19 protein-coding genes are annotated in these 26,705 nt (G+C 66.9%); 8 read left to right on the forward strand and 11 right to left on the reverse strand.

Annotated elements, in window-relative coordinates; genetic code table 11:
- Window positions 1-121 precede the first annotated feature (121 nt).
- Window positions 122-2,398, forward strand: a complete 2,277-nt coding sequence (locus ACQKIE_RS09220) for a family 20 glycosylhydrolase (protein WP_427458174.1) — start codon at window positions 122-124, stop codon at window positions 2,396-2,398.
- Between the two features lie 15 nt (window positions 2,399-2,413).
- On the opposite strand, the gene ACQKIE_RS09225 is transcribed toward ACQKIE_RS09220, so the two are convergent.
- Window positions 2,414-6,697, reverse strand: a complete 4,284-nt coding sequence (locus tag ACQKIE_RS09225) for a DEAD/DEAH box helicase (protein WP_427458432.1) — start codon at window positions 6,695-6,697, stop codon at window positions 2,414-2,416.
- 148 nt (window positions 6,698-6,845) lie between these two features.
- Between ACQKIE_RS09225 and ACQKIE_RS09230 the strand changes: the two genes are divergently transcribed.
- Both ACQKIE_RS09230 and ACQKIE_RS09235 read left to right on the forward strand, forming a co-directional pair.
- Window positions 6,846-9,053 carry a glycoside hydrolase family 3 C-terminal domain-containing protein gene (locus ACQKIE_RS09230; protein WP_427458434.1) on the forward strand — a complete coding sequence of 736 codons (2,208 nt, stop codon included), beginning with the start codon at window positions 6,846-6,848 and terminating at the stop codon, window positions 9,051-9,053.
- A 74-nt stretch (window positions 9,054-9,127) separates the two neighbouring features.
- A complete protein-coding gene (locus ACQKIE_RS09235; protein ID WP_427458176.1) occupies window positions 9,128-9,904 on the forward strand; it encodes a transporter in 777 nt (258 codons plus the stop codon).
- A gap of 309 nt (window positions 9,905-10,213) precedes the next feature.
- Here ACQKIE_RS09235 and ACQKIE_RS09240 read toward each other — a convergent pair whose 3' ends face one another.
- The 3 genes from ACQKIE_RS09240 to mprF all read right to left on the reverse strand — a co-directional run bounded on the left by ACQKIE_RS09240 (window position 10,214) and on the right by mprF (window position 14,003).
- Window positions 10,214-10,390, reverse strand: a complete 177-nt coding sequence (locus ACQKIE_RS09240; protein WP_427458178.1) for a hypothetical protein — start codon at window positions 10,388-10,390, stop codon at window positions 10,214-10,216.
- A 125-nt stretch (window positions 10,391-10,515) separates the two neighbouring features.
- A complete protein-coding gene (locus tag ACQKIE_RS09245; protein WP_427458180.1) occupies window positions 10,516-11,322 on the reverse strand; it encodes an AcvB/VirJ family lysyl-phosphatidylglycerol hydrolase in 807 nt (268 codons plus the stop codon).
- Window positions 11,319-14,003, reverse strand: coding sequence for a bifunctional lysylphosphatidylglycerol flippase/synthetase MprF (mprF, locus tag ACQKIE_RS09250; protein ID WP_427458182.1), 2,685 nt, complete (start codon window positions 14,001-14,003; stop codon window positions 11,319-11,321). Before mprF ends, ACQKIE_RS09245 begins: the two co-directional genes overlap by 4 nt.
- Before the next feature lie 135 nt (window positions 14,004-14,138).
- Here mprF and ACQKIE_RS09255 point away from each other — a divergent pair, with 135 nt between their 5' ends.
- Window positions 14,139-16,076: an LTA synthase family protein gene (locus ACQKIE_RS09255; protein WP_427458184.1), complete on the forward strand. Its 1,938-nt coding sequence runs from the start codon at window positions 14,139-14,141 to the stop codon at window positions 16,074-16,076.
- Window positions 16,077-16,089: 13 nt separating this feature from the next.
- On the opposite strand, the gene ACQKIE_RS09260 is transcribed toward ACQKIE_RS09255, so the two are convergent.
- Window positions 16,090-17,526 (reverse strand): nicotinate phosphoribosyltransferase, encoded by a 1,437-nt coding sequence (locus ACQKIE_RS09260; protein ID WP_427458186.1) that lies wholly within the window; start codon window positions 17,524-17,526, stop codon window positions 16,090-16,092.
- A 35-nt stretch (window positions 17,527-17,561) separates the two neighbouring features.
- Window positions 17,562-18,263, reverse strand: a complete 702-nt coding sequence (locus tag ACQKIE_RS09265; RefSeq protein WP_427458188.1) for a pirin family protein — start codon at window positions 18,261-18,263, stop codon at window positions 17,562-17,564.
- Window positions 18,264-18,430: 167 nt separating this feature from the next.
- Here ACQKIE_RS09265 and ACQKIE_RS09270 point away from each other — a divergent pair, with 167 nt between their 5' ends.
- Window positions 18,431-19,426 carry an LLM class flavin-dependent oxidoreductase gene (locus tag ACQKIE_RS09270; RefSeq protein ID WP_427458190.1) on the forward strand — a complete coding sequence of 332 codons (996 nt, stop codon included), beginning with the start codon at window positions 18,431-18,433 and terminating at the stop codon, window positions 19,424-19,426.
- Window positions 19,416-19,844 carry a putative toxin-antitoxin system toxin component, PIN family gene (locus tag ACQKIE_RS09275; RefSeq protein WP_427458192.1) on the forward strand — a complete coding sequence of 143 codons (429 nt, stop codon included), beginning with the start codon at window positions 19,416-19,418 and terminating at the stop codon, window positions 19,842-19,844. Before ACQKIE_RS09270 ends, ACQKIE_RS09275 begins: the two co-directional genes overlap by 11 nt.
- Before the next feature lie 84 nt (window positions 19,845-19,928).
- On the opposite strand, the gene ACQKIE_RS09280 is transcribed toward ACQKIE_RS09275, so the two are convergent.
- Together ACQKIE_RS09280 and ACQKIE_RS09285 are read right to left on the reverse strand one after the other, a co-directional pair.
- On the reverse strand, window positions 19,929-20,576 hold the full coding sequence (locus ACQKIE_RS09280) for a DUF6348 family protein (protein ID WP_427458194.1): 648 nt from the start codon (window positions 20,574-20,576) through the stop codon (window positions 19,929-19,931).
- A 27-nt stretch (window positions 20,577-20,603) separates the two neighbouring features.
- A complete protein-coding gene (locus ACQKIE_RS09285; RefSeq protein WP_427458196.1) occupies window positions 20,604-21,431 on the reverse strand; it encodes a DUF72 domain-containing protein in 828 nt (275 codons plus the stop codon).
- A gap of 122 nt (window positions 21,432-21,553) precedes the next feature.
- Between ACQKIE_RS09285 and ACQKIE_RS09290 the strand changes: the two genes are divergently transcribed.
- Window positions 21,554-22,174 (forward strand): response regulator, encoded by a 621-nt coding sequence (locus tag ACQKIE_RS09290; protein WP_427458198.1) that lies wholly within the window; start codon window positions 21,554-21,556, stop codon window positions 22,172-22,174.
- Between the two features lie 14 nt (window positions 22,175-22,188).
- Here the strand turns inward: ACQKIE_RS09290 and ACQKIE_RS09295 are convergent, their stop codons facing one another.
- On the reverse strand, window positions 22,189-22,686 hold the full coding sequence (locus ACQKIE_RS09295; RefSeq protein ID WP_427458200.1) for a hypothetical protein: 498 nt from the start codon (window positions 22,684-22,686) through the stop codon (window positions 22,189-22,191).
- A 68-nt stretch (window positions 22,687-22,754) separates the two neighbouring features.
- Window positions 22,755-23,729, reverse strand: a complete 975-nt coding sequence (locus ACQKIE_RS09300; RefSeq protein ID WP_427458202.1) for a GlxA family transcriptional regulator — start codon at window positions 23,727-23,729, stop codon at window positions 22,755-22,757.
- 97 nt (window positions 23,730-23,826) lie between these two features.
- On the opposite strand from ACQKIE_RS09300, the gene ACQKIE_RS09305 reads away from it, so the two are divergent.
- Window positions 23,827-24,474, forward strand: coding sequence for an HD domain-containing protein (locus tag ACQKIE_RS09305; protein WP_427458204.1), 648 nt, complete (start codon window positions 23,827-23,829; stop codon window positions 24,472-24,474).
- 13 nt (window positions 24,475-24,487) lie between these two features.
- Here the strand turns inward: ACQKIE_RS09305 and ACQKIE_RS09310 are convergent, their stop codons facing one another.
- Complete coding sequence (locus ACQKIE_RS09310) at window positions 24,488-26,440, reverse strand: peptidoglycan-binding protein (RefSeq protein ID WP_427458206.1); 1,953 nt, start codon at window positions 26,438-26,440, stop codon at window positions 24,488-24,490.
- Between the last annotated feature and the right edge of the window lie 265 nt (window positions 26,441-26,705).

The raw sequence follows: 26,705 nt of genomic DNA on the forward strand, positions 1-26,705 counted from the left end.
CGCCATAGCGGCGAGAAGCCCACGAAGCAATGAAGTGGCGAGGATGTTTCCCTCGCCGCTATAGCGGCTCCTACAGGGAAGCTGCACAATCGATCGACTGCCCAACAAACAGGAGCCCTCGATGCGCCGATTCCTCCTTCTCGCGATGGCCGCCGGCCTCAGCGCCTGCGCCACCCAGCCGAAGCAAGAAGCCGGCCCCATCGACAGCACGCCGTTATCGCTCATCCCCATGCCGGCTCAGCTCCAGCGGATGCCCGGCCACTTTCGGATCGATGCCGACACGAAGATCGTGATCGCGCCCGGCGACGCCCAGGCGAAGCGGGTCGCCGCCCAGTTGCAGGGCTGGATTCGCCAGGCGCGCGGCATCACGCTGGCGGTCGTGGAGGGCAAGGCAGGCGGTGGCGGCATCGACCTGGTCACCCAGGCGAGCATCAAGGGCCGCGAGGCGTACACGCTCGATGTAACCAGTAACGGCGTACGCATCGCCGCCAACGACGAGACGGGACTTTTCTACGGTGCCGTCACCTACTGGCAGCTGCTGACCGATCCCGCGGCGCGCAATGGCGTTCCCGGTGTGCACATCGTCGACGCGCCGCGTTTCGAGTGGCGCGGGTTGATGCTCGACTCGAGCCGCCACTTCCAGTCGGTCAGCGACATCGAGCACCTGCTCGACCAGATGGCGATGCACAAGCTAAACACCTTCCACTGGCACCTCACCGACGACCAGGGCTGGCGCCTGCAGATCGAGAAGTACCCGAAGCTCACCGAAACCGGGTCATGTCGAAAGACGGTCGGTCCGGATGTCGCGCTCACGGGTTCCGTCGACAAGCCGTATTGCGGTTTCTATACGCAGGAAGAAGCGAAGCAGATCGTCGCTTACGCGGCGGAGCGTCACATCACGGTGGTGCCCGAGATCGAGATGCCGGGACACGCGCAAGCCGCGGTGGCGTCGTATCCGAAATTCGGTGCCGGCGGTAAGAAGCTCTCGGTCTCGTCCGACTGGGGTGTGAATACCGCCCTATACAACGTCGACGACGGCACTTTTACCTTCTTGCAGGACGTGCTCGACGAGGTCATGGCGATCTTTCCGTCCACCTATATCCATGTCGGTGGCGACGAAGCGGCGAAGGATGAATGGGAGCGGTCGAAGACGGTGCAGGCGAAGATGAAGTCGCTGGGCATCGACGACGAGGAAAAGATGCAAGGCTGGTTCATCGCGCGTATCGGGGGGTATCTCGAACAGCATGGTCGCCGCCTGATCGGCTGGGACGAGATCCTCGACGGCAAGGTGCCGGCCAGTGCCACCGTGATGTCCTGGCGTGGCACCGAGGGAGCCATCAAGGCCGCCAACGCCGGTCACGACGTCGTGCTCGCACCGTCGCCGACGCTCTACCTCGACCGGCTGCAATCGACCCTGCCGGACGAGCCGCCGGGGCGCCCGGCGGGACAGACGTTGAAGACGATTTACGACTTCGAGCCCGTGCCGGCGGCCATCGCGCCGGAGAAGGCGCAGCACGTGCTCGGCGCCGAAGTCACGCTCTTCACCGAATACCTGCCGAACTGGTACCGCACGCAGCACGCCATCTTCCCTCGTGTCGCCGCGCTCGCGGAACGCACCTGGTCGTCGACGGCAGACTGGAACGGCTTCGTCGCACGCCTGCCAGTGCAGATGTCGCGCTACCGTGCGGCGGGTATCGTCCCATCCGACGGCGTGTTCGCCGTTGCCATCGCGACAGAGAGCGCGCCCGACCGCAAGGCGAAGGTCACGCTGTCGAACCAGAGCGGCTACGGCACGATTCGCTACACCACCGACGGCACCGCACCGACGTCCCAATCGACGACCTACGACGGTCCCTTCGAGGTGGCCCTGCCGACGACCGTGCGTGCGAACGCCTTCGACGGAGGCTTCGGCCTGGCCGGCCCGCGCGATCGCGAGATCGTTGCGAAGTCGCTCCTGCGGCGCAGCAGCGACGAACTCGATACGTGCAGCGACAAGCTCGTGCTGAGACTGGAATCGCCGACGGCGACGGACGGCCAGCGACCCGTGTACAAGGTGGACATCATGGACACCTGCTGGGTCTGGAAGGGCGTGAAGCTGGACGGCCACTATGGCGTCGCCGTCACCGTCGACCGCCTGCCGTACAACTACGCGCTGTGGAAGGACGCCAAGGCCGTTGTCTCGCGCAAGGCACGCTCCGCGGCGGGTGAACTGGAAGTCCACCAGGACACCTGCGACGGTCCGAAGCTGACGACCATTCCGCTCGCGAAGGCGAAGGACGGCCGTGCCACGCTGGACGGCATCCTTCCCAAGCGCGAAGGCACGCACGACCTCTGCTTCGTCGTCACCGGGAAGCCGGGTCCGAAGATGTGGGTACTAGGCGACGTGCAGCTGCGTTAGGAGCGAGCGGTTTCTTCAGGCGAGCGTGCTACGCATATCGGCCTTCCGTTGCAACGCGCTCCGCGCCTCGCGTTCGTCGTCGCCTTCCAGCGGCAGCAAGGTGACGAACTTGCCCGCGACCATCGCAGCCAGCGGCACGCCGTCGCGGATCGCGATGCGGTTGCCGAGGGTGGAGGGCACCTTGCTCCCGGCGAAGATCGTGCCGACCAGGTTCAGCGGGTCGGTGCCGGCGATGCAGACGATCTCGCCGTCGTGCGCGCGGTGGCGGATCTGCCGCAGCGCGGGAAGTGCTTCCGGCAAGGCGAACTGCTCGCCCACCAGGCCGTCGACGAAACGCCCGCCGCGGATCTCGCCGCGCGCCTCGAGCCGGTGGTAGACGCGCCGCAGGTCGCGCCAGGGCGGCAGCCAGGCCGCTTCGCGTTCCAGGATGCGCCAGCTCACCACGCCATAGCGGCGGAGCAGCGTGCGCGCGATGTGTTCCAGCCCATCGGCGTCGTTACGTTGCTCGCTCGGCCGTCGCGCCAGCGACCAGCGCCCCGCGTCCTCGATGCCGCTGAGCATGTGCCGACGCGTGCGCCGGTGGCGACTGCCGTTGCGCTTGGACGCCGGCAGGAGGAGGGCGCGCAAGCCCGCGAAGCTGTCCGCGGTGACGCGGCCGGCGGCGACCAGTTCACCCAGCGCGTCTTCCAGTTCGGTACGCAGGAGGCGCGTCGTCGAGGCGAGTTCGTCGAAAAACAGCGCGCCTTCGTCGCGTAGCGCGTCCGCCACGGCCTGCGCACGCGACGACAGCGATACGTCGTCGCTGGCTGCCGGTGCCGCTGCCGACCATATCGCCAACTGGCGCCGCGGGAGCAGCACGATGGGCGTGGACCGCACGGGACCGCCGCTGCCGGTGCCGAGGCGTAGCCGGCTCCAGACCACGCGACCCGCACGGCAGAGGTCGTCGAGCCAGCCGATGCCGTAGTCGTTCACGCGCGCCGGCAGGAGTTCGGATTCCCATGCGCCCGCAGCGGCCTCGTAACCTTCGAGCTGGCCGATCACGCCCGCCAGCGCATCGGGACCCGACACCTGCGTGGCGCGCGTTACGTGCTGCCAGTCGAGCAGGAAACGCAGGAAGTCGCGACGCGCCACCGGCTCGATTTCGCGGCGCAGGCGGCCGATCGTGTAGCGATGGATGCGGGCGAGCAGGTGCCGTTCGCACCATTCCGTGTTCGCCGCGCCCGGCGAAAACTCGCCGCGCATGACGTAGCCTTCGCTTTCCAGCGCCGTCAGCGCCAAGTCGATGTCGGTCTGCGGCACGCCCAGCGACGCCGCGAGCGTGGCCGCCGCCACGGGGCCGAGACCACCGAGACGTCCGCGCACGATGTCCACGAGCGCCGACGCCATTGTCCACGCCTGCGCTTCGAACTCGGCCGGTGCCGCGATCGCCGGCGACATCGACAGGTCGGGACGGATCGCGCGCCATACCGGCAGGCGCTCCGCGGCCACCCACAGGGGGGCGACCGTGTCATCGATCAGCGTGGCGCGGGCGTCCCTGGCGAGCGCACCGAGCAGCGCGGCCCACCCTGCGTTCTCATGCACCTCGTCCATCGTGATCGCACCGAGCTGGATCAACGCCTCGTGCATTTCGTCGGCGCTGCGCGCTTCCGGCCATGCTTCACCGCGCACCGCATCGATGGCTTCCGCATCCAGACGGCCAAGGTCGTCCGCGCTTTCCGCGTCGTTCCAGCGGCGCGACTGCACGGCCTGCGTGCGGCGCTCTTCCAGCGGCGCATCGTCCAGGAACGCGTAGGGCGCCGCGTTCAGCACTTCGGATGCGAGGGGCGAAGGCGTCGCCAGGTCGCGCGCGACCATGGCGATGGCGCCGGATTCGAGGCCGCGCAGGATAGCGAGCAAGCCCTCGCAGTCCATCGCCTCGTGCAGGCAGTCGTCGAGGGTCTGCTTCACCAGCGGATGGTCGGGCACCTCGCGTTCGCCGACGAGGTTCTCCGCGCAGGCCACCTGGTCCGGGAAGACGGTGGCGAGGAGGTCCTCGCTCTTCATGCGCTGCAACTGTGGCGCGACCTTCTTGCCGCCGCTGAATCGCGGCAGGGCAAGGGCGGTGGTGGCGTTCCAGCGCCAGCGAACGCCGAACAGCGGCGCGTCGAGCAAGGCCTGGACCAGCACGTGCTCCGCCGAATTCGAGTGGAGGTACCGCGCGACGTCGTCCAGCGGAAAACTGTGGCTGGTGGACAGCGAAAGCACGATCGCGTCCTCGGTGGCCGCGGCCTGCAGCTCGAAGTTGAACTTGCGACAGAACCGCTTGCGCAGGGCGAGGCCCCATGCCCGGTTGATCCGGCTGCCGTAGGGCGTGTGGATGATCAGCTGGGTGCCGCCCGATTCGTCGAAGAAGCGCTCCATCACCAGCGTGTCGCGAGTGGGCAACGCGCCAAGCGCGGCGCGGGCGCGGAAAAGGTAGTCGACGATCTGCTCGGCGGCGGCCTTTGCCAGCGCGAGCTCACCGGTGAGCCAGGCCAGTGCCGCCTCGCGGCCGCCTTCGTCGAAGGCGGCCGAGATCGCCGCGCGCAGGCGTGACACGCCGATCGACAGTTCGTTGCTGCGGCCCGGCGCCTCGCCGAGCCAGAAGGGGATGTTCGGCGGCGCGCCCTGGGCGTCCTCCACGCGCAGCCGGCCCATCTCGACGCGCAGGATGCGATATGAGCGGTTGCCAAGCTGGAAGATGTCGCCGGCGAGGCTTTCCACGGCGAAGTCCTCGTTCACCGTGCCGACGATGGTCGCCTGCGGTTCGAGCAGCACGTTGTAATCGCCGGTGTCGGGGATCGTGCCGCCGGAGGTGACGGCCGTGAGGCGGGCGCCGCGCCGCTCGCGCAGGCGCCGGTTGACGGCATCCCTGTGGATGTACGAGCCGCGTGGCCCGACGCGCGTGGTGAAGCCGTCGGCCAGCATGCGCACCGTTTCGTCGAACGTGCCCCGCTTCAGGTCGCGGAAGGGATACGCACGGCGGACGAGGTCGTAAAGCGCATCCTCGTCCCACTCCTGGCACGCCACCTCCGCGACGATCTGCTGCGCCAGCACGTCCAGCGGCGCCTCGGGCACCACCAGCGTGTCGAGTTCGCCGCGCCGCACGCAGTCGAGCAGGGCCGCGCACTCGACGAGGTCGTCGCGTGACGTGGGGAACAGGCGCGCCTTCGGCGTGCCGCCGACGGCGTGGCTTGCGCGGCCGGCGCGTTGCAGGAAGGCCGCGATCGACCGCGGCGACGCGATCTGGCAGACGAGGTCGACGTCGCCGATGTCGATGCCGAGCTCCAGCGATGCCGTGGCCACCAGCGCGCGCAGGTCGCCGCGCTTCAGGCGCTGCTCGGCGTCGAGGCGTTGCTCGCGCGACAGGCTGCCGTGGTGCGCGGTCACGGCGTCGTGGCCGAGGCGCTCGGACAGGTGCCTCGCGACGCGCTCGGCCATGCGTCGCGTGTTCACGAAGACCAGCGTGGTGCGGTGTTGCTCGACGAGGTTGCCGAGCCGGTTGTAGACGAGCTCCCACATGTCGTTCGACATCACTGGCTCGAGCGGAACCGGTGGCACCTCCAGCGCGAGGTCGCGCTTGCGCGCGTGCCCGATGTCGACGATGGCGCAATCCTCGCGCGCATTACCGGTGAGGAAGGCGGCGACTGTTTCGATGGGCTTCTGCGTCGCGGACAGGCCGATGCGCGTGATGCGCCGCTGCGCGATGCACTCCAGCCGCTCGAGCGACACCGCCAGATGGCTGCCACGCTTGCTGGCGGCGACGGCGTGGATTTCGTCGACGATCACCTCGCGGACGTCGCGGAGGATCGCGCGGCCGGACTCCGAGCTGAGCAGCACGTAAAGCGACTCCGGCGTGGTCACGAGGATGTGCGGCGGACGCCGTTTCATGCGCTCGCGATCGGCCTGGGGCGTGTCGCCCGTGCGCACGGCCGTGCGGATGTCGAGGTCGGGCAGGCCCTGCTTGCGCAGTTCGTCGCGAATACCCGCCAGCGGAGCCTCGAGGTTGATCCGGATGTCGTTCGACAGCGCTTTGAGCGGCGACACGTAAAGGATCGTCGTCCGATCGCGCAGGCCACCCTGCTCGACGCCTTCGCGCACGAGCACGTCGATGGCAGAGAGGAAGGCCGTGAGCGTCTTGCCGGAACCGGTGGGCGCCGCGACCAGCGTATGCCGTCCCGAGCGGATCGCCGGCCACGCGGCCACCTGCGCTTCGGTGGGCGCGGGGAACGCGTTGGCGAACCAGGCGGCGACGGCGGGATGGAAGGCGGCGAGCGGCATCGACTTTTGTGAATTCATTGAACCACTTAAGTGGGGCCTGACGGTGTGGATGGCAAGCCGCGAGGGTACTCCTCCACGGTCGCATGGGTTGCGATGAAAGCGTTACTTGGCGATGGTGTAAGCCTCTCACCCGGACCCCACCGTGACCATGCCCGATATCGCCCGTCGCAGCGCCCTTGCCCTCGCCCTTGCCGGCGGACTCGCCGGCTCCGTCCATGCCGCCCCGCCGCCGGAGCATCCGTGGATGGACCGCTCGCTGTCGCCGGACCGCCGCGCGGAACTCCTCGTCGCGGCCATGACCGACGACGAGAAATTCCGGATGATCCGTGCCGATTTCGGGCAGGTGAAGGAGAAGGGCCCCAACCCGCCCGGCGCATTGAACGGCGCCGGCTTCGTCCCGGCGATGCCGCGCCTCGGCCTGCCCTTCCTCAATGAGACCGACGCCGGGCTCGGCGTGACCCGCGACGGCAGCGACGGCAAGGGCGCCATCTCCCTTCCCGCTGGCCTCGCGACGGCCGCCAGCTTCGACCCGGCCGTCGCCCACGCCGGTGGCCGCATGATCGGCGGCGAAGCACGCGGCAAGGGCTACGACGTCCTCCTGTCCGGCGGCGTGAACCTTACGCGCGATCCCCGCAACGGGCGCAACTTCGAATACGCGGGCGAAGATCCCGTGTTGGCCGGCACGATCGTCGGCGCCGCCGTAAAGGGCATCCAGGAGCGCAAGGTCGTCGCCACGGTCAAGCACTTCGTCATCAACGACCTCGAGTCGGGACGCAACACACTGAGCGCCGACATCGACCCGGTCGCGCTGCGCGAGTCCGACCTCCTGGCCTTCCAGCTGGCGATTGCCAAGGGCGATCCCGGGTCCGTGATGTCCGCGTACAACCGCATCAATGGCACCTACGCCGGCGAGCACGATTGGCTCCTCAACCAGGTGCTGAAGCAGGAATGGGGCTTCAAGGGCTATGTCATGTCCGACTGGGGCGGCGTGCACAGTGGCGTGAAGGCGGCGATGGCCGGACTCGACCAGGAATCGGCGGGCGAAGTGTTCGACAAGGAGGTGTACTTCGACAAACCGTTGCGCGCGGCCTACGCCTCCGGCGAATTCCCGAAGGCGCGCCTGGACGACATGGTCAAGCGCATCATGCGCACCCTGTTCGCGCACGGCGTGCTCGACGAGCCCAAGACGAAGGGCAAGGTGCCCTACGAAGCCGACCGTGTCGTGGCGCGCGATGCGCTGGAAGCGGGCGCGGTGCTCCTGCGTAACGAAGGGGGACTGTTGCCGCTGTCGCGGAAGCAGTCGGTCGCGATCATCGGCGGGCACGCGGACAAGGGCGTCCTCGCCGGCGGCGGCTCCTCGCTCGTGCGCGACGTGGCAGGCGACCCGGTGCCGGGACTCCAGCCGCAGGCTTGGCCGGGCCCGCTGATGTACCACGCGTCGGCGCCGCTCGCCTTCATGCAGAAACTCGGTGGCAAGGTGAGCTTCGACCCCGGCACCGACCCCGCTGCCGCGGCGAAAGCGGCGGCGGGCGCGGACGTCGCCGTCGTCTTCGTCACCAAATGGGCGGCCGAGTCGTTCGACACGCCAGACCTTGCCTTGCCGGACGGTCAGGACGCCCTGGTCGAGGCCGTGGCGAAGGCGAATCCGAAAACGGTCGTCGTGCTCGAGACGAATGGCCCGGTGAAGATGCCCTGGCTCGACCATGTCGGCGCGGCGATGGAGGCGTGGTATCCCGGTTCCGGCGGTGGCGAGGCGATCGCGCGCCTCCTCTACGGCGTCACGGCGCCGTCGGGTCGTCTGCCATTGAGCTGGCCGAAGGACGAAGCGGAGCTGCCGCGCCCGGCGATCCAGGCTGCGGGCCTGTACTCGAAGGCCAAGCCGGCCGACAACGTCGACTACAACATCGAAGGCGCCGACGTCGGTTACCGCTGGTACGAAAAGACGAAGCGCGAGCCACTTTTCCCCTTCGGTTACGGCCTCACCTACACCCAGTTCGCGTACAGCGACTTCGCGGTGGACAAGGACGCGAATGGCCATCCCGTCGCGCACGTCACGGTGCGTAACACGGGCAAGGCCGCCGGTGCCGACGTGCCGCAGGTGTATGTCACCGCACCGGGCGCCGCCACGCGCCGCCTGGCCGGCTGGACGAAAGTCGGGTTGAAACCCGGCGCGAGCCGCCGCGTGGACATCCCGCTGGAGCCGCTGGCCCTCGCCCGCTACGACGACAAGGCCAAGCGCTGGCACGTCGCGGCAGGCGACTACGCGGTAAAGCTCGCCCGCTCCGCTACCGACGTGGTCGAAGAAAAGCGTGTCGCGCTAGGCGAAAGCTTCCCGGTGGTGAAGGCCCCGCAGTAATCGCGCACCTCGCAGGATGGGCGGTGGGGAACGGTGTGCACGGTATCGCGACGCGGCGCAGTCACAATGCGCCCATGACATCACGCGCCATCCTCGCCGCCCTGGCCTGCATCCTCCCCGCCACGTCCGCCTTCGCGGACCCGCCGGACTTCGATCGCCCCGGGGCCGGCTTCGCTACCACCGTGCTGCCTGTCGGCACGGTGGCGCTGGAGCAGGGGCTGCCCACGTACCAACGCCAGCGCGACGAGGGGTACCTCGATCGCACGTACACGGCCGACAGCCTGGTCCGCATCGGTGTCGGCGGCCCGCTGGAACTGCAGGTGGCCGGCTCCGCGTGGAACCGGCTGGAGGAGCGTGGATTGGGCTCGCGCCGCCATGCCGTGGGCCACGGGGACACCAGCGTCGGCATGAAGTGGGCGCCGGGCGGGGCACAGAACGAGGGCGGTTTCAGCTGGGCAGCCGTGGGACAGGTCACGTTCGCCAACGGCGACAACGACTTCGGCAACGGCGCTCGCGAGGTGAGCCTCGGTAGCACCCTGCAGTGGAAGCCCGACGATACGCACCAGGAAACGCTCTACGCGAACGTCGATCGCCTGAAGGGGCGGAATACGTGGACCCTGGCACCGACCTTCGGTCGGCAGTTCGGCAAGAACCTGCTCGCGTACGTGGAAACCGATGCGATCCACGATGCGGAAGACGGCAACGAGCTGCAGGCCGGCGGCGGCGTCGCCTATGACATCGGCGACCACGTCCAGCTCGATGCCTACGCGCTGCACCGCATCGGGCGGCACGGCCCGTCCGTCATCGTGGGGATGGGCGTGTCGATGTTCTTCGGCAGCAGGAAGGGCTGACCCCAAAAAAACATGGCCCTCGCGCTCACGCGGAGGGCCATGGCGACCGTCCCTGGGGTCCGGTGGCCTGGGCCACCCAAACGCGGCCCGGCGAAGCCGGCGCGGCGTCACCGCCGATGAAGGGGGGATCGATCCTGTTACTAGGGACGGACGGCATCCTGCCATCGGATCGGTCATCGGCGATTTTTTGGCCTTGCCCGGGTGACCGGGAAGGCTTGGACCTCATCTTGCGTAGGTCGGACGCCGACGGATATAGGAGGATTCTTAAAATTAGTGTGGAATTGCCTTCGTCGACGACGAAGGCCGGTTTCAGGCCGGGGTGCGGGGGCCGCGGGGTTCGCGGCGGCGCTCGGCGCGCGGACCGTCCGGATGGACTTGCCGCGACGGCTTCGTCGGCTGGGGAACGATCACTCCACGGCTGGCCAGGCTGCGTAGATAGGCGCAGTCGGCGGAGCCGTAATCGCGTTTACCGGGTTCTCTTTGCATCACTTTTCTCCTGCCGCACGTATCCGCCCCGAAACTGAAGAGTGGGCGCCGGAAGAGAAATTTTCGGTGGCACCACGGTGAAGGTTCCGTGACAGTCCTTCACATTCGGGAGGCCGGGAAAAGCGTTAAGGCGGCGTGGACGCGGCTGGCTTCCGCGCGGGCATGCGCGTGATCAGTTCGGTCGCCAGTGCCTCGTAGTTTTCGTCGAAGTGGTGCGAGCCCGGCTTGCGAAAAACCTCAACGAACGAGGGCAGCTTGGGGTCGGTGCAGCCGCTTTCGTCCGCATCCTCGGCACCGTAGTAGCAGGCCACCGGCGGCTTGCCGTCAAGCGCGGTGATCGGGGGCATGGCATCCGTATGCACCACCGGGTTCAGCCATTGCAGGAAGTCGTGCGTGTGCGTCGTCCACCAGCCCTGCTGCATATAGCCCTCGAGCTCGATTTCGAAGTTCACGTCGCGGCTCGCGGAAAGCAGCACGAGCTGCGCCAGGCGCGCGCGGTTGTCCGGCCGCAGCTTTCCCACGAGCGTGGGGAGCACGTCGGCGCCGAAGGAGTAGCCGACAAGCAGCACCCGCGTCTTGTGCCACTGCCGCGTATAGCGGTCCAGGAGGCCATCCAGGTCGTGCGCGGATTCCTCCGGCGACCGGTAGCGCCAGAAGTACTTGAACGTGCTGACGCCGGCGACCGGAATACCGCGTTGGGTGAACACGGCACCGAGGCGCTGGTCCAGGTCCCACCACCCGCCATCGCCGGAGTAGATCACCACCAGCAGGTCTTCTTCGCCGGCCGGTGCCGCCTGCAGCGCGGGCAGTTCGACGGTGGACTTCTCCATCGACGCGTGCGTCCACGGGTGCCACGCGAGCAGTCCGAGCACGACCAGCACCAGGGCGGACAGCAGCACGTAGCGAATCGCTTTCCTGACGACGGGTTTCATCGGCGCACCACGCCACCGAGGCCGCCCGAGATGAGGCTGGCGACGTTGGCCAGTGCCAGCGGAAGGGCGATGCCACCCGGCACGGCGATGTACCGCGGCTCCCATTCCGGGTCGAACTTGTCCTTGTAACGGTGCAGTCCGCGGAAGTTGTAGAAGCGCTCGCCGCGGCCGAACACGATGGCGCCGAAGCGGCTCCATAGCGGTGCGGTGCGCCGGTTCTGCAAGCCGGAGAGCGGGGCCATGCCGAGGTTGAACCAGCGATAGCCCTCGGCTTTCGCCCAGACCATCAATTCGATGAACAGGAAATCCATGATGCCGGACGGACCTTCGGGGAGGTGGCGCATGAGATCGACGGACGCTTCTTCTTTCGTGTCGGTGACGAAGACGTTGGCGAAGGCGACCGGCTCGTCGCCTTGCCAGACCACCGCCATCGGCGTGCGTGCCAGGTAGCGTTCGTCGAAGAGCCCGAGGGAGAAGCGTTTCTCCCGAACCTTCTTGTCTCGCATCCAGGCGTCGGAGATCGCCTTCAGCCTCGGAAGCAGCGAGGGTACGTCCTCGATCGGAACGATCTCCATGCGCAGGCCCTCGCGGGAGAGCTTGTTGACGGTGCCGCGCAGCGTCTTCTTCGTCTTGCCGTCGAGGTTGAAGTCGGCGAGCCGCACGCGTGCCTCCTCGCCGATCTTGAGCAGGTTCATGCCGACTTCCAGGTACAGGTCGAGGTCGCGCGGGCGCACCTGGTAGAACAGCGGCCAGCCCCCGGCGCGTTCGCAACCCTCGCGGAACGCCCAGACGAGCTCGCGGCGTGCATCGTCGTCCGTGCCCACGGGGTCACCCATGGCGACCCAGCTGCGGCCTTCCACGTCGTACATGATGAAGGCGCGGTCACCCGGCGCGAACATCAGCATCTTGTCGCCGACGAGCGCGAGGTGGGCCTGGGCCGAGTCGAAGCCCTTGACCAGCGGCATGGCCCGCGCGAGTTCGGCCTCGCCCGGCAGCGCGCGGCGAGGCCGGGCCGGCCGGATCAGGTTCGCCAGCGCGAAGAGCATCACCACGGCCGTCGCGCCCACCAGCGCACGCAGGGCGCGTGGCGCGCCGCCGTGGTGGAAGCTGAACTCCCACCAGAGGTTGTTGCTGTACTCGACGTGCTTGAAGCTGAAGAAGACGAGCCAGGTGGCGCAGGCGAGCACGGACGCGATCGCCAGGACCCAGCCGGGCGAGAACGTGGCGCGGAAGAGCGAGGCGCGGCGGTAGAAGTGCCGGTGCGCGGGCGCCAGCGCGAGGGCCAGCAGCGCGAGCAGCGTCGCTTCCTCGTAATCGATGCCTTTCAGCAGGGAGAAGATCGCGCCGAGGATGAGCAGTACGAGCGTGAGGACGTAAGCCGCGTCCAGCCGTCGCTGCAACCCGCGCGCGAGGATGAGCAGCAGCATGCCCACCATGCTCGACAGGAAGTGCGACACCTCGACGAGCGGCAGCGGCACGAACCCGCGCAGGATCTCCATGCGTCCCGGGATCGCGAGGGTCGCGCCGGAGAATAGGAGCACGGCGCCGCAGACCAGGGTCAGTCCAGCGAAGAACGGCGGCAGCAGGCTGCTGAACCAAGGCGTGATGAGCGCCGTATGGCGCAGGGCGCGCACCTCGCGCCCGATCACCAGCAGCGTCGCCACGCCCAACGGCAGCAGGTAATAGACGAGACGGAAGGCGGCGAGCGATCCGAGGATGGGCGCTTCGAGGCCATGGTTACCCGTGGCGCCGAAGCCGGCCAGCATCACCGCCTCGAACACGCCGAGGCCACCGGGTACGTGGCTGATCAGGCCGGCCATCTGGGCCAGCACGAAGATCGCGAGGAAATGACCGAAGCCACCGGCGATCGCTTCCGGCATCAACACGTACAGCACGCCCGCGGCGAGGCCCCAGTCGAGTGCGCCGACGAGGATCTGCCGGGCTGCCGCGGCGGGCGTGGGCGTCGCGATCGTCCACCGCCAGAGCCGCACCGGCCGGCGCACCGCCACCGCCATGCCGAACCAGGCCAGCGGCACGAGCACGAGCACGATGGCCAGCGGAATGCGCAGGTTGGACAGGGGGACTTCCGGCGGGATCGGCACCAGCAGCAGGGTCGCGCCGGTCAGGGCGGCCAGGCCAAGCCAGAAACTCAGCGTGGTGTAGAGGACCACGCGGGCCACCTCGCCGGTGGTCAGCCCGGCTTGCAGGTAGAAGCGGTAGCGGATCGAACCGGATACCAGCAGCGACATGCCGAGCGCGTTCGAGAACGCATAACTGATGAACGAGATGAAGCCGACACGCTGCGCCGGCAGGTGCTTCCCGACGCTGGCCAGGCCGAACCAGTCGTAGAGGGTCATGACCGCGAAACCCGCCGCGGTCAGCAGCACGGCCAGGGCGATGTCGGTGTTTGGCAAGGTGTGGACGTACGCGGCGATCTGCCGGTAGCTCACCTCGCTGGCCATGGCGCGCAACGCCCACAGCGCCAGGCAAAGCAGGAGCACGGACAGCAGGGGGCCGCCCGCGCGCCGCAGGAGCGTCGCGTAGAGGGCTCGCCGGGCGTTCGAAGGGTCGGTCGACGGGAGCTCCGTCCGGGTCTCGTGCTCCACGTGCGCCGTGGCTCCGATGGTCTGTCGTAAGGTCGTGTAGGTTGCCACAGAGCGCGTGCGGGCGGCAGGCCGCATTTTTCTACGCCTGCGCGGGTCTTTCGGCGGTTCGAAAGCTTACGCTAAGAAAGGGGAAAGGCTTATGTAAGCGCACGTTCTTACCCTGCGACCATGCCGAGCTCCTTTCCCGGGCCGGACCGCTCGCGAGGTTCCATGTCATCCGTCTCCCCGGCCGCCGGCGCACTTCGCCAGCGCTTCCGCCCCCTCCTCTGGTTTGGCGTGCTTTTCGTTGGCGCCGCCTTCCTCGTCCGCCTCATCCTCCTGGTGAAAACGCGCCACGAGGTGCCGTTCGACCTGGGCCAGTGGCTGTACCTGTTCGCCGTCGGCTTCGGCTACGACGTGGTGACCTTCATCTATTTCGCCTGGCCCCTGGTGCTGGTGCTCTGGCTGTTGCCACGCCGGGCCTATCTCTCCCGCTGGGGGCATCGCGCCTTCTTCGGGCTGTGCACGGTGCTGGCTTTCGCCGTGCTCTACCTCGGGGCGGCGGAGCTGGTGTTCTGGGGCGAATTCAGCGCGCGCTTCAATTTCATCGCGGTGGACTACCTCGTCTATACGCATGAAGTGGTCGGCAATATCCAGCAGTCCTACCCGATCGCCACATGGACCGCGCTCCTGGTCGCGGCGACGTTCGTGGTGATGGTCCTGAGTCGTCGCGCGCTCGCGGCTCGCGACGAGGGGTCCCGCTTCCTGGGGCGCACGGCCGTGGTGGGGGTCTGGCTGGTGCTGACCGTGGCCGTCAGCTTCGCCGTCACAGGCGCCATGAAGGATCGCTCGAGCAACAACTACGTCAACGAACTGGCCGGCAACGGCATCTACCAATTTTTCGCCGCGTTCCGCGAAAACGAACTCGACTACGCCAAGTACTACCCTACCCTGCCCGACGACCAGGCCTTCGCGAACCTCCGCGGCCTGCTGCAGACACCCGATGCCGCGTTCACGAGCAACGATCCGCGTGACATCACCCGCACGATCACGGCGGACCGGCCGGAGAAAAAGCTCAACGTCGTGCTGATCAGCGTGGAGAGCCTGTCCGGCGATTACGTGGAAGGGCTCGACGTCAGCAAGCACAAGCACCTGATGCCGAACCTCGACGCGCTGGCGGCGAAGAGCCTCTTCTTCACCCAGCTCTATGCGAACGGCACGCGCACGGTGCGTGGACTGGAGGCGCTCGCGCTATCGGTGCCGCCGACACCGGGCGAGTCGATCGTGAAGCGGCCGAACGACGAGAACCTCTGGTCCCTCGCCGACGTGTTCAATACGAAGGGTTACGTCTCCGAGTTCCTCTACGGCGGCTACGGCTACTTCGACAACATGGACCACTTCTTCTCCAGTAATGGCTACACGGCGGTGGATCGCAGTGCGATCGACGACAAGGACATCCACGCGGAGAACGTGTGGGGCGTGGCCGACGAAGACCTCTATACGCTGGTCATGAAGCGCATGGATGCGGCGTACGCGGAGGGCAAGCCCTACTTCGGCCACGTGATGACCACCTCGAACCACCGGCCGTACACATTCCCCGAGGGGCGGGTGTCATTACGCCAGGGCTCGCGCCGCGCCGCCGTGCAATACACCGATTGGGCCATCGCCGATTTCCTGAAGCGCGCCGCCACGAAGCCCTGGTTCGACGACACGATCTTCGTGATCACCGCCGACCATTGCGCCACCAGCGCGGGCAAGACCAGCCTGCCGGTCGATCGTTACCACATCCCGCTCTTCATCTACTCACCGAAGCACGTGCAGCCTGGACGGGTGGATCGGCTGATGAGCCAGATCGACATCCCGCCGACGGTCCTGGGCATGCTCGGCTTCAGCTACACCTCGCGCTTCTACGGGTACGACCTCTTCAGGATCGAGCCCGGTCGCGAACGCGCTTTCCTCAGCACGTACCAGGAACTCGGCTACCTGCACGGCGACCGTCTCACGTCGCTGGTGCCGCGCATGCCGGTGAAGCAGATGCTGCCGGAACGCACGACAGGTGACGCGACGCCGGTGGCGCATCCCGACCCGGTGGATGCGAAGGACGCGATCACGTACTACCAGACCGCGGCGTACCTGTTCACGCACGGGTTGATGAAGCGGAAGAACTGATCCACGACAGGTTCTAGCGCGCCGCCGCGGCGCGCTCGCGTATTTCCGCAAACGACCATTCCTGCTTCAGTTCCCCGTTCTCCCACACCGTGAGCATCGCCTCTTCCCAACCCGGCTCGATGGCTTCGGGCGGTAACGAGATCGCATCGTCCGGCAGTGGCACGGTGCGATAGCTGCCGTATTCGCGGTGGCGCAGCAAGGTCATGCGGCCGCGCTTGGACATTTTCCCCTGGTCGGTCACGGGGTCTTTCCAGACGTCCCGCCAGTGCCCATCGATGCGGGCGGCGGAACACTTGAGCGCGAACTTCTGCGTGTCGCGCGTGAGCTTCTGCAACAGCGCGCCGCCCATGCCGAAGGCGAGGTTGTCCGCCGAATAGCCTGCGCAGGTGATGCGTTCGAGGATCGCGCGGATGCTCTCCGGGTTGACGCCGTCGCCCTGGATGACGCGCACGTGGTTGAGCACGCGGTAGCCCTTGCCGTTCACCGTGCTGCCGAAGGCCTCGTCGAGCAGGCTCACGCAGCGATGCACGACCTCGACCGGATCGCCCGAATCCGGTCGCACGACGACCGTCGCGCCTGAGGCGACCACCTCGTCACGGAGTGTCTTGCCCCAGAGTTCGGAAATCGCATGGAAGATGTCGTAGCTGTCGGAAACCACCGCGACCAGCGAGCCGGGGCGTGCGAAGCGCTTCAGCATGTTGCGATAAGCGTCGACCTCGTGCTCCCGGCCCCAGCTCGTGATCGTGCTGTGCTCCGCGGCGGGGATGGAGAAGCCGGCCATCGGTTCGCCGTAATACGCACGTGCGGCGAGCACGCCCGACACCGTGTCGGTGCCGAGAAAGTTGACGAGGTGCGCCATGCCGCCCAGGCCCGCGGATTCGGCGCTGGATACGCCACGCGCGCCAAAGTCGTGCAGCTTGAAGGGGATCTGCCCGGCCGCATCGTCCGAGCTGCGCTCCAGGTAATGCAGGATCGTGCGCCGCGCCTGCCAGCTGATCGTGGACACCGTTACCGGATACCAGAGCCGCAACAGCAGGGTCTCGAGGTACGAAGGCAACCAGTACGTCAGTGGATCGGTGGACTCGATGGTGACGAGGGCCTGGTGCGTCGGCACGACACTTCCCTCGGGAACGGCGCGCACACGCACAGGCATGCGGCCGCCGTGGGTATCGACGATGTGCCGCCAGCCGGCTTCGTTGAATGGTTCGCCATGGGCGGCGAAAAAATCGCGCGCCTCGTCCACGTGCGCATGCGTGACCGGCTGGCCGAGGCGCGACTTAAGCACCGCCTGCAGGCCGAAGAAGACGGTGCTTTCGTAGCTGCCGCCGCGCGATTCCACGTAGAAGAACGTGGCGTCCGTCCCCAGCGGGTATTGCAGCCAGTGACTGGCTTTGTAGCTGTCGGTGTCGAGGATGGGGTTGTCGAGGTGGGGCGTGCCGTGGGTCGTCATGACCCACAGCATACCCCCGGTGCGCCGCCGGTCCGTCAGGCGGTCGTATCGACCAGCACCAGTTCCGCGTCGGTGCCCGCCGTAACACGCAGCGTCGTCTCGTCGCGGATCGCAGCACCGTCACCCTTGCCGAGCGTGATGCCGTTCACCTCGACGGAGCCCACGGCGGGCACCATATAGGCGTAGCGACCCGGGGCGAGCGTGTACTCGACCGTTTCGCCGGCCTTGATGCTCGCGCCGAGCACGCGGGCGTCGGTACGGATCGGCAGGGCGTCTCCATCGCCTTCGATACCGCTGGCCAGGGTGACGAAGCGGCCCGAGCGCTCGCCCTTGGGAAACGGGCGCGTACCCCACGACGGCGCTTTCCGCTCGCCATCGGGAATGATCCATATCTGGAAGATCCGGGTTGCCTCCGGCTCGGCGTTGTACTCGGCGTGACGAATGCCCGTACCGGCGCTCATCACCTGCACGTCGCCCGCTTCCGTGCGGCCCTTGTTGCCCAGGCTGTCTTCATGGGTGATCGCGCCTTCGCGGACATAGGTGATGATCTCCATGTCCGAATGCGGATGCGGCGGGAAACCCGTGCCGGCGGCGATGGTGTCGTCGTTCCACACCCGCAACGCGCCCCAACCCATGCGCTTGGCGTCGTGGTACGAGGCGAACGAAAAATGGTGCTTCGCGTCGAGCCAACCGTGGTTGGCACCGCCCAGGCTATCGAAACGGCGGACGTCGATCATGGGATGCTCCTCCGGGATTACCGGACTGGATGAGTGGATGGGTGTATTTTCCTCTTCCATCGCGCCCGTGAAGCATCGTTCGCGGGAACGGATTGTTTCCATGGTGCGCCGATCCCATGTGGGACGGATTGGCGGTTCGTCCGCCACCCACTTGGAGGTGTTTCCGGATGATTCCGTTCTCGGTGCTCGACCTTTCCCCCGTCGTCCGTGGCGCCACGCCAGGGGACGCCTTGCGTAATTCGCGCGACCTCGCGGTCCACGCGGAGGCCCTGGGTTTCCATCGCTACTGGCTGGCCGAGCACCACAACATGACCGGCATCGCCAGCGCGGCGACCGCCATCGTGATCGGCTACATCGCGGAAGCGACGAAAACCATACGCGTCGGCTCCGGCGGCATCATGCTGCCCAACCATGCGCCGCTGGTGATCGCGGAGCAGTTCGGCACGCTCGCCTCGCTCTATCCAGGCCGCATCGACCTCGGCCTGGGACGCGCACCCGGCACAGACCAGGGCACAGCGCGCGCCTTGCGCCGCGCGCTCGGACCGAGCGATGACCGTTTCCCCGACGACGTGCAGGAACTTCAGTTCTTCCTCGGTCCCCAGCAGCCGGGCCAGACGGTGCGCGCTGTGCCGGGCATGGACACGAACGTTCCGATCTGGCTCCTGGGCTCGAGCCTGTTCAGCGCCCGGCTCGCGGCGGAACTCGGCCTGCCTTTCGCCTTCGCGTCGCATTTCGCGCCCGACCTGATGATGAAGGCGCTCGAGGTGTACCGGACGATGTTCCGCCCGTCCGGCGTGCTGGCGAAGCCATACGCCATGCTCGGCATCAATGTCGTCGCCGCGGACACGGACGAGGAGGCGAGGCGCCTCTTCACGTCGCAGCAGCAGGCCTTCTGGAACCTGCGCCGCGGTGCGCCGGGCCAGCTGCCGCCGCCGGTGAACTCGATGGACGGCGTGTGGACGCCGATGGAGAAGGCGCAGGTGGACCATGCGCTCTCCTGCGCCGTAGTCGGTTCGCCGGATACGGTACGAGAAGGCCTCTCGGCGTTCATCGAACGCACCGGCGCGGACGAACTCATCATCACCGCGCAGGTCTTCGACCACGAGGCACGCAAGCGCTCTTACACCATCGTGGCCGAGCAGCACGCGAAACTTGCCGCCTGAACAGGTGCGCGTCGTCCTCGACACCAATGTCTGCCTGGACGCCTTCGTCTTCGACGATCCGCGTGCCGCGACCCTCGTCACGGCGCTGGTGTCGGGCGAGGTGGAGGCGGTCACGCGCGCCGATTGCCGTGCCGAATGGCTGGCCGTGCTGAGCTATCCGCTGTTGAAGCTGGACGAGGCAAAGCGGGCGGCCGCGGGCGCGAGGTTCGATGCGCTGGTGACGTTGCTGCCGACTGCCGAGGCCACGACGAAGCCGCCGCGTTGCCGTGACGGCGACGACCAGAAGTTCCTGGAACTGGCCGCCGCTTCGGGCGCGGCAGTGCTCTTTTCACGCGATGCCGAAGTGCTGCGACTAGGCCGCCGAACCCTCCGCGGCGGCCTCTTCGCGATCATGAAGCCCGAGGACTGGGTTCTCTGAGTTCGACTGGCCGTGCCGGAGTTTCGCTCGGTGGAAGCCGACCCTGTCGGCGATGGGTGCTTGCCGCGACCTGGCGGGAGCCGATCAATCCGCCGGCACGAGGGCGATGAAATTGCGCAGGCTGTAATAGCGGTCGTGCTGCGGCCACTCCACCGAGGCGATCGCTTTATGCCCGGAGGCCCACGGCTCGTTGTCCAGCAATACTTCGATCTGCGTCTTGCCGTCGCCCACGTTGCCGTAGAACACGCGGATCCAATGCACGTCCGCACTGAGCGGCGCGGTGGCGATGGCGGCTTCCAGGGCCGACAAGCCGTCCTCCGGAATTTCCATCGGCGCGTTCTTCTCGCCGCGTAGCGTGAAATCGCCGACATAGGCGGTGAAGCGCTGTCCACCGGCCGTAAGCTCGCGCACGGCCAGCTTGCGCCCGTTCACGACGTGCCAGCATGCGGCGAGCACCACGTGGAAATCGTTACGCGCGAAACTGTCGAGCGCATCGCGACACCCTTCCTTGCCCGTGCCGATGCCCCCGAAGCTTTCCTCGATGGTCCGTTCCTCGTCGAGCACGACATCGATGTCGAGGCGACCCATGCCGCCGTCCTTGCCTTCGTGCCAGATACCGCGGATGGCGGGGAAGTCTTCGCCTTCGGTGAGCAGCCAGTCTTCGTCCGGCTCCAGGACGATGCTGTTATCGGCGAAGAGGTCGATGAGGTAGTTCTGGATGAGGCGGTCCATGGAGCTTCCGGTCGTAGGGAGGATGGATTATGCGTTGCCGGCGAACTTCGCGAGTGCGACCGCGGCCGCGGGATTTCGTTCCTTCGCCGCCGAGATGAAGTAGACGAAGACGTCCTTGGGCGCACCGTCTGGCGACGGCGCCCCGACATGCGGAAGCTCGGCGGGATCGCCTCCGTCCGCCCAGGTTTTCGCGCGTACCGCCCACTTCTTCAGAGCGGCCGTGGGGTAACCGTTGGCTTCGTCGGAGACGCTGCGCATCAGGCGGGCATAGACGAACGGCCCGGTAAGGTCGGCCAACGAAGGGTACTTGGGGGAATCGGTGAACACCGTCGCCACGCCACGCTCGCGCGCGAGTTCCAGCCAGCGCTCGTCCATGAAGCTCTCGTGGCGCACTTCCACCGCGTGGCGCAATGCCAGGCCCCCGTGCTTCTCCGGCAGGAGATCGAGGAAGGCCGCTATGTCATCGGGATCGAAGCGACGCGTCGGCATGAACTGCCAAAGCAGCGGCCCGAGGCGATCGCCAAGCGCCACCGCGCCATCGAGGAAGCTGCGCATTCGCTGCCCGGTCCCGGCCAACGAACGAGCCTGCACGATGAGCCGCGGCGCCTTCACCGAAAAGATGAAGCCCTCCGGCGTCTGCGCCGCCCACTTTTCGTACGTCGAGGCGTCGGGTGCACGGTAATAGGTGCCGTTGATTTCGATCGCCGCGACGTTCCGGCTCGCGTATTCGAGTTCGCGCTTCTGCACGAGGCCTTCGGGGTAGAAAACGCCGCGCCAGGGTGGGAAGACCCAGCCGCCCATGCCGGTGCGGATGGTGCCGATCGACCCTTTGCCTCGAACGCGTTTCGTCGCCATGGCGCGATGCTCGCAGGAGTGGAGTGGAAGGTGCGTCGTGGATACCCACTGACGATCCCGTACAAGCGGACCGCCAAACGTTTGGGCGATACTCGCGGTCCCGAGTTTCCCGCGTAGTGGCCATGCCGTCCATCCGTATCCTGACCGTCGACGACCACCCCTTGCTGCGCGAAGGCATCGCCGCGGTGATCGAGGGGCATGAAGGGCTCGAGCTAGTGGCTGAGGCGAGCACCGGCGAAGAGGCGATCGAACGCTACCGCGAGCACCTGCCCGACCTCACCCTGATGGACCTGCAGATGCCGGGCATGGGCGGCATCGCGGCGATCGAAGCCATACGTTCCGAGTACCCGGACGCGCGGATCCTCGTGCTCACGACGTACCGGGGCGACGTGCAGGCCCTGCGCGCCTTCCGGGCGGGCGCCCAGGGTTACTTGCTGAAGAGCGAACTTCGCAAGGATTTGCTGGCGACCATCCAGCAGCTCATGCAGGGCAAGAAGCGCATTCCGGAGGAAATTGCGCAGGACATGGCAGGGCACGCCGACGACGACGAACTCACGCCACGGGAGACGCAGGTGCTGACTCACGTGGCGCGTGGCGAAGCCAACCGCGATGTCGCCAGCGCACTCGGCATCGCCGAGGAAACGGTAAAGGCCCACATGAAGAGCATCCTCGCGAAGCTGCAGGCGAAGGACCGCACACACGCGGTGGCGATCGCGCTACGGCGCGGCATTATCGAGTTGTAGCTATTCGGCTGGCCTCAGCTGAGGGCCGTGGGCTGCTCGAAGGGCAACGGTGTGGCACCGGTGGCCACGATGGCCGCGTCGGCGCGCTCGCCTTCCGCACCGTCGCCATCCACCACGACCAGGATCCGGCCGGCTTCGATCTCGCCTTCGAACTTGCTCCGGACTGGATCCGGCACGGCGGACCCCATGAGGGCGCCGGACCATCCACCCACCGCCGCGCCTGCCACCGCGGCACCCAGCGCCCCGAGGATGGTCACGCCCAGCGGCGGGAACGCCATGGCCACGAGGCCCGTCACCAATCCGGCGGCGCCGCCTTGGGCGACACCGCGCACGGCAGCGGGCTTGAAGTCCGTATGGTCGTCCTTGCGATCCTCGGGAATGTCGTCCAGTTCGATGTCGTGTCGGGCGATCAGGGAGAGGTCGTCATCCGGCACGCCGGCCTCGCGGGCGGCGTTCAAGGCCCGACGGGCAAGGGTCATGTCGGGCGTGCTGTAGACGCGGCGGGTTTTCATCGCGGCTCCTTCGGCGGGTTCCATCCCATGGTTTCCCCGGCGCGGTCGAACCCGTGTGAATGGACCCGTCAGGCGCGCGCGTGGGCGTGGCGCTTTCGGTACTCAGCGGGCGTGACGCCGACCCGGCGCATGAAGGCGCGGCGCAGGCCGTTCGTGTCCGCGTAGCCGAGGTGGGCCGCGACTCGCTTGGGCGATTCATGGCCATCCTCCAGCAGGCGCCGCGCCGCCTCCACGCGCATGGCCTCGACGAAGTCGGCCGGCGTCATTCCGACCTCGTGGCGGAAGATCCGGGCGAAGTGGCGCGCGCTCATCCCGATCCTCGCCGCCATGGAGCCGACCGAATGGTCTTCTCCCGGATGCGCGGCCACATACCGCTGCAACTCCTGCAGGGCGCCGCGTCCGGCCGGTGCGGCCTCGCCGTGGCGGCTGAATTGCAGCTGGCCGCCGGGGCGGCGGAAGAAGACCACCAGCTCGGCGGCGACGGCCATGGCGACATCACGGCCGAGGTCTTCCTCGACCAGGGCGATCGCCAGGTCCATGCCTGCGGTGACCCCGGCCGCGGTGCAGACCGGGCCGTCCCGCATGACGAAGGCATCGGCTTCCACGCTCAGCGAGGGATGGCGCTCGGCCAGCAGCCCGGCCACCTTCCAGTGCGTGGTGACCCGTCGACCGTCGAGCAGGCCCGTACGGGCGAAGAGCAGGGCGCCGCTGCAGATCGAGCCATAGCGTCGAGCCCGTCCGGCCTGGCGCCGCATCCAGGCGACGACACCGAGGTCGATCGCCGCGGTCGCTATATCCGGTGACCCCGCCACCAGCAAGGTATCGAGACGGTCGAGGTCGGAATGGATGGTGGAATCAGGCAGGAAGCGCATGCCCGACGACGCCGCGACGGCCAAGGGCGCCGTGCCCACGGTCACGACGCGGTACACCTCGCGGCCCGTCTGTCGGTTGGCCTCGGCGAAGACGTCCGCAGGGCCAGAAACGTCAAGCATCTGCACGCCGGGCGGCGCGAGGATGGCGACGATCAGGGGCGGCGTCTGCATGGCGCGCATGTTGGCAGGAATTGCTACTTCACGTCAAATCACGCCGGCGGCGCGCGGGATTCCAATAGCCCTACCTTCCACGACACGGTCCACCGCCATGCACACCATCGAACGCGTCGCCGGCATCGCCGTCCCCGACAGTGCCCTCGCCCGCGAGATCACCGAGCTTGTCCGCGACACCGAAAGCGACCTGCTCTACCACCATTCACGTCGCGTCTTCTTCTTCGCCTCGCTGACAGGCGAGGCGAAGGCATTGAAGTACGACCCGGAGCTGCTCTACGCCGCCGCCATGTTCCACGACATGGGCCTCACCCCGAACTATTCCAGCAAGGACAAGCGCTTCGAAGTGGACGGCGCGGACACCGCCCGCCAGTTCCTGCGTGACAAGGGTGTCTCGGAGGCCGATATCGACCTCGTGTGGACGGCCATCGCGCTGCACACCACACCGGGCGTCCCGCCCTACATGAAGCCCGAGATCGCGCTGCTGACGGCAGGCGTGGAGATGGACGTGCTCGGGCTCGGCTTCGAGAACGTGGACACCGCGGACCGCGTGAAGGTCGCCGACATCCATCCGCGTGGTCCGGCCTTCAAGGAAGACATCGTCAACGCGTTCTACAACGGCATCCGCAACAAGCCTGACACGACCTTCGGCAACGTCAAGGCGGATGTGATGGCCTATAAGGAGCCCCAGTTCCAGCGCACGAACTTCGTGCAGTGCATCCTGCACAACCACTGGCCGACGTAGAACAGCGGCGCGGTCATCGCGAGTGCCCCATGCTCATCTGGGCGCTCTGCGCGATGTCCTGCGAGATCTGTTGTTGCCACGCGTCGGTCTGGTGCAAATGCTGGATCGACGCTTCCGGTTCGGGTGAAGGCACTTTCAAGTCGACACTGGCGGGTGTCGCCAGCCAGCCCTGGCCATGGAAGCTGATGGTCAGGTTCGCCTCGTCGAGGTGGATGTCACCCAAGTTGCGAGCGTTGATCCGGTGCTCGTGGCATGCCGCGGTGAACTGCAGCAGGCGATTTTCGGAAGCATCGGGTACGCGCTCCTGCAGGGCGCTGTAAAGATCGTGCTGCGGGGCATCGGAGTGGCGCGGATCATTTCGGTCCAAGGCCGCGAGAGGCGGCATCGCCGGTTCGGCACGCGAGTGCGTGGGCGCACGTTGGCGGACGTCTTCGGAGATCGCAGCTTGTGTGCGTGGGCCCGCGATACCGTCCGGCGCGAGATCGTGCTCTCGCTGGAAGAGATCCACGGCAGCATGCGTGAGGTCGCCGAAGCGGCCGTCCGCCGGTAGCGGGCGCCCGCGCGTGTCCGTGTAGCCAAGTTGGGCCAGTTGCGCCTGCAACGTCGAGACGTCTTCGCCGTGCATGCCGTGTCGAAGCGCCCTCGCCTCCACTTCCGGCGCCATCGGCACGGGATCGAGCCGCAAGGGCGTGAAAGGCGGTTCCTCGAGCATGCTGGTCCGGCGCGCCATGGGAGGAGGAGCCATGATCGGATCGCGCGATGCTCCCCAGTGGGTATCCAGCGCCGAATCCTGCATCGGCCGATCGAACGCTACGTCCGCTGCGCGGTCAGGCGGCAGGGGGCCGATCGACACCGGATGACGCTGCCCGACGAGCGGCGCCAACGATGAATCGAATGGCTCGGGCGGCGGACAGATCTCGACCAGGCGGCAATGCGGCGGGGAAACCTGTGATCCGAGTTCGTCGCGAACACCTTCCCGCTCGAATCGCGTAGTGCGATAGACCATCAGGTGGTCCTCGGAACGATGGATCACATAGTGCCGGGGATCGGCCGGCTCCGGCTGCTTCGTCACCAGCGGGATATCGCTGTGTGCATTGATGAAGTCGGCCACGAGGTTGAAGTTGAGCACCGCCAGGCCATCGAGGTGATAACTCCCGCCGATATCCGAATGCGAGCCCGGCACGGTCACGCCGAGGAAGCGGCCGTCGCCGGAACGCCCCTGGGGCAGGATCTGCGAGGACGGAAACGCGTTGCGCCGCTCGTCGCGCGCGACGATCTGCAGCCCCGAGACGACCGAGGGCGGCGGCGTGCGGTTGCGATCGTGCGGACGGCCGGTGCCGACGGGGTCATAGAGGACCTCGGTAATGAGGGTTTTACCGGGTGGGACGAGCGGGGGTAGTGTCCATTGGGTGGTGTCGCGGCCCGGCGTCCGTTCCTTGACTCGAAGGCCTTCGGGATCCTGGATGCCCCGCTCGTGTACTAGCCGCGCAAAACCCGCCGCTTGTTCCGCGCCGCGACTGAAGCCTGTCGTGATGACGCGAATGTCGGCATCGGGATCCTCGCCTTTCCACTCTCTGGCTTTGTCGAGGAGCAGGTGGTACATCTCCTCGATACGCTTATCGTAGGTCCGGCCGGTGACACCGTCCCACGTTCTTGCGACGAATCCCTGTTGGGTGCCTGGACCTTCAACGTAGCGCGACCATACCCGCGGTTCGTTGCGACCAAGTTCTTCTAACTGAAGATGCAATGTGCCGACATTAGTCACATGTTCGCGGTCGGAAACTACATCATTGCCCGTGCCGTCGAAGTTAGCTACGAACAGTCGTGCATGGGGATTAGCTGTATCGAACATCCTTGGAACCGAGAATGCCGCTAGTTCCGAGCCCGCAGCGGCGTACCATCCGTGATCGGCAGGGGTAACCGGATTTGCTCGAACTCCATCGTGTAGCAGGCCGTCCCGGCCCATCTTATGTTTTTCAACCACGTCCGTGCTCTCTCTCAGTAGTCCTTAGTGAAAACCAATACGAGGTCTTTACGAAAGTTGCTGTACCGGTTTCCTGGTGTCCTTTGGTGGCGCAGGAAAATCATTGCCTTCATATACACACTGATGGTTCGGTCATTGACGACCAGAACAATCCCAGGATCCAAGATGTATTGGTCAAGAGGGACGTCGCCGATATCCAGTTCCGGGCCGTAGCGAATACACTGGTCTGCAAAGATTTCGCCGATGT

The organism is Luteibacter sp. NPDC031894, from assembly GCF_050273135.1.
GTDB lineage: Bacteria > Pseudomonadota > Gammaproteobacteria > Xanthomonadales > Rhodanobacteraceae > Luteibacter.

What these genes read in the sequence shown, in the direction of transcription:
- ACQKIE_RS09220 (WP_427458174.1), top strand. Translation starts at nt 122, where the DNA reads ATGCGCCGATTCCTCCTTCTCGCGATGGCCGCCGGCCTCAGCGCCTGC.
- ACQKIE_RS09225 (WP_427458432.1), bottom strand. Translation starts at nt 6,697, where the DNA reads ATGCCGCTCGCCGCCTTCCATCCCGCCGTCGCCGCCTGGTTCGCCAAC.
- ACQKIE_RS09230 (WP_427458434.1), top strand. Translation starts at nt 6,846, where the DNA reads ATGCCCGATATCGCCCGTCGCAGCGCCCTTGCCCTCGCCCTTGCCGGC.
- ACQKIE_RS09235 (WP_427458176.1), top strand. Translation starts at nt 9,128, where the DNA reads ATGACATCACGCGCCATCCTCGCCGCCCTGGCCTGCATCCTCCCCGCC.
- ACQKIE_RS09240 (WP_427458178.1), bottom strand. Translation starts at nt 10,390, where the DNA reads ATGCAAAGAGAACCCGGTAAACGCGATTACGGCTCCGCCGACTGCGCC.
- ACQKIE_RS09245 (WP_427458180.1), bottom strand. Translation starts at nt 11,322, where the DNA reads ATGAAACCCGTCGTCAGGAAAGCGATTCGCTACGTGCTGCTGTCCGCC.
- mprF (WP_427458182.1), bottom strand. Translation starts at nt 14,003, where the DNA reads ATGCGGCCTGCCGCCCGCACGCGCTCTGTGGCAACCTACACGACCTTA.
- ACQKIE_RS09255 (WP_427458184.1), top strand. Translation starts at nt 14,139, where the DNA reads ATGTCATCCGTCTCCCCGGCCGCCGGCGCACTTCGCCAGCGCTTCCGC.
- ACQKIE_RS09260 (WP_427458186.1), bottom strand. Translation starts at nt 17,526, where the DNA reads ATGACGACCCACGGCACGCCCCACCTCGACAACCCCATCCTCGACACC.
- ACQKIE_RS09265 (WP_427458188.1), bottom strand. Translation starts at nt 18,263, where the DNA reads ATGATCGACGTCCGCCGTTTCGATAGCCTGGGCGGTGCCAACCACGGT.
- ACQKIE_RS09270 (WP_427458190.1), top strand. Translation starts at nt 18,431, where the DNA reads ATGATTCCGTTCTCGGTGCTCGACCTTTCCCCCGTCGTCCGTGGCGCC.
- ACQKIE_RS09280 (WP_427458194.1), bottom strand. Translation starts at nt 20,576, where the DNA reads ATGGACCGCCTCATCCAGAACTACCTCATCGACCTCTTCGCCGATAAC.
- ACQKIE_RS09285 (WP_427458196.1), bottom strand. Translation starts at nt 21,431, where the DNA reads ATGGCGACGAAACGCGTTCGAGGCAAAGGGTCGATCGGCACCATCCGC.
- ACQKIE_RS09290 (WP_427458198.1), top strand. Translation starts at nt 21,554, where the DNA reads ATGCCGTCCATCCGTATCCTGACCGTCGACGACCACCCCTTGCTGCGC.
- ACQKIE_RS09295 (WP_427458200.1), bottom strand. Translation starts at nt 22,686, where the DNA reads ATGAAAACCCGCCGCGTCTACAGCACGCCCGACATGACCCTTGCCCGT.
- ACQKIE_RS09300 (WP_427458202.1), bottom strand. Translation starts at nt 23,729, where the DNA reads ATGCAGACGCCGCCCCTGATCGTCGCCATCCTCGCGCCGCCCGGCGTG.
- ACQKIE_RS09305 (WP_427458204.1), top strand. Translation starts at nt 23,827, where the DNA reads ATGCACACCATCGAACGCGTCGCCGGCATCGCCGTCCCCGACAGTGCC.
- ACQKIE_RS09310 (WP_427458206.1), bottom strand. Translation starts at nt 26,440, where the DNA reads ATGGGCCGGGACGGCCTGCTACACGATGGAGTTCGAGCAAATCCGGTT.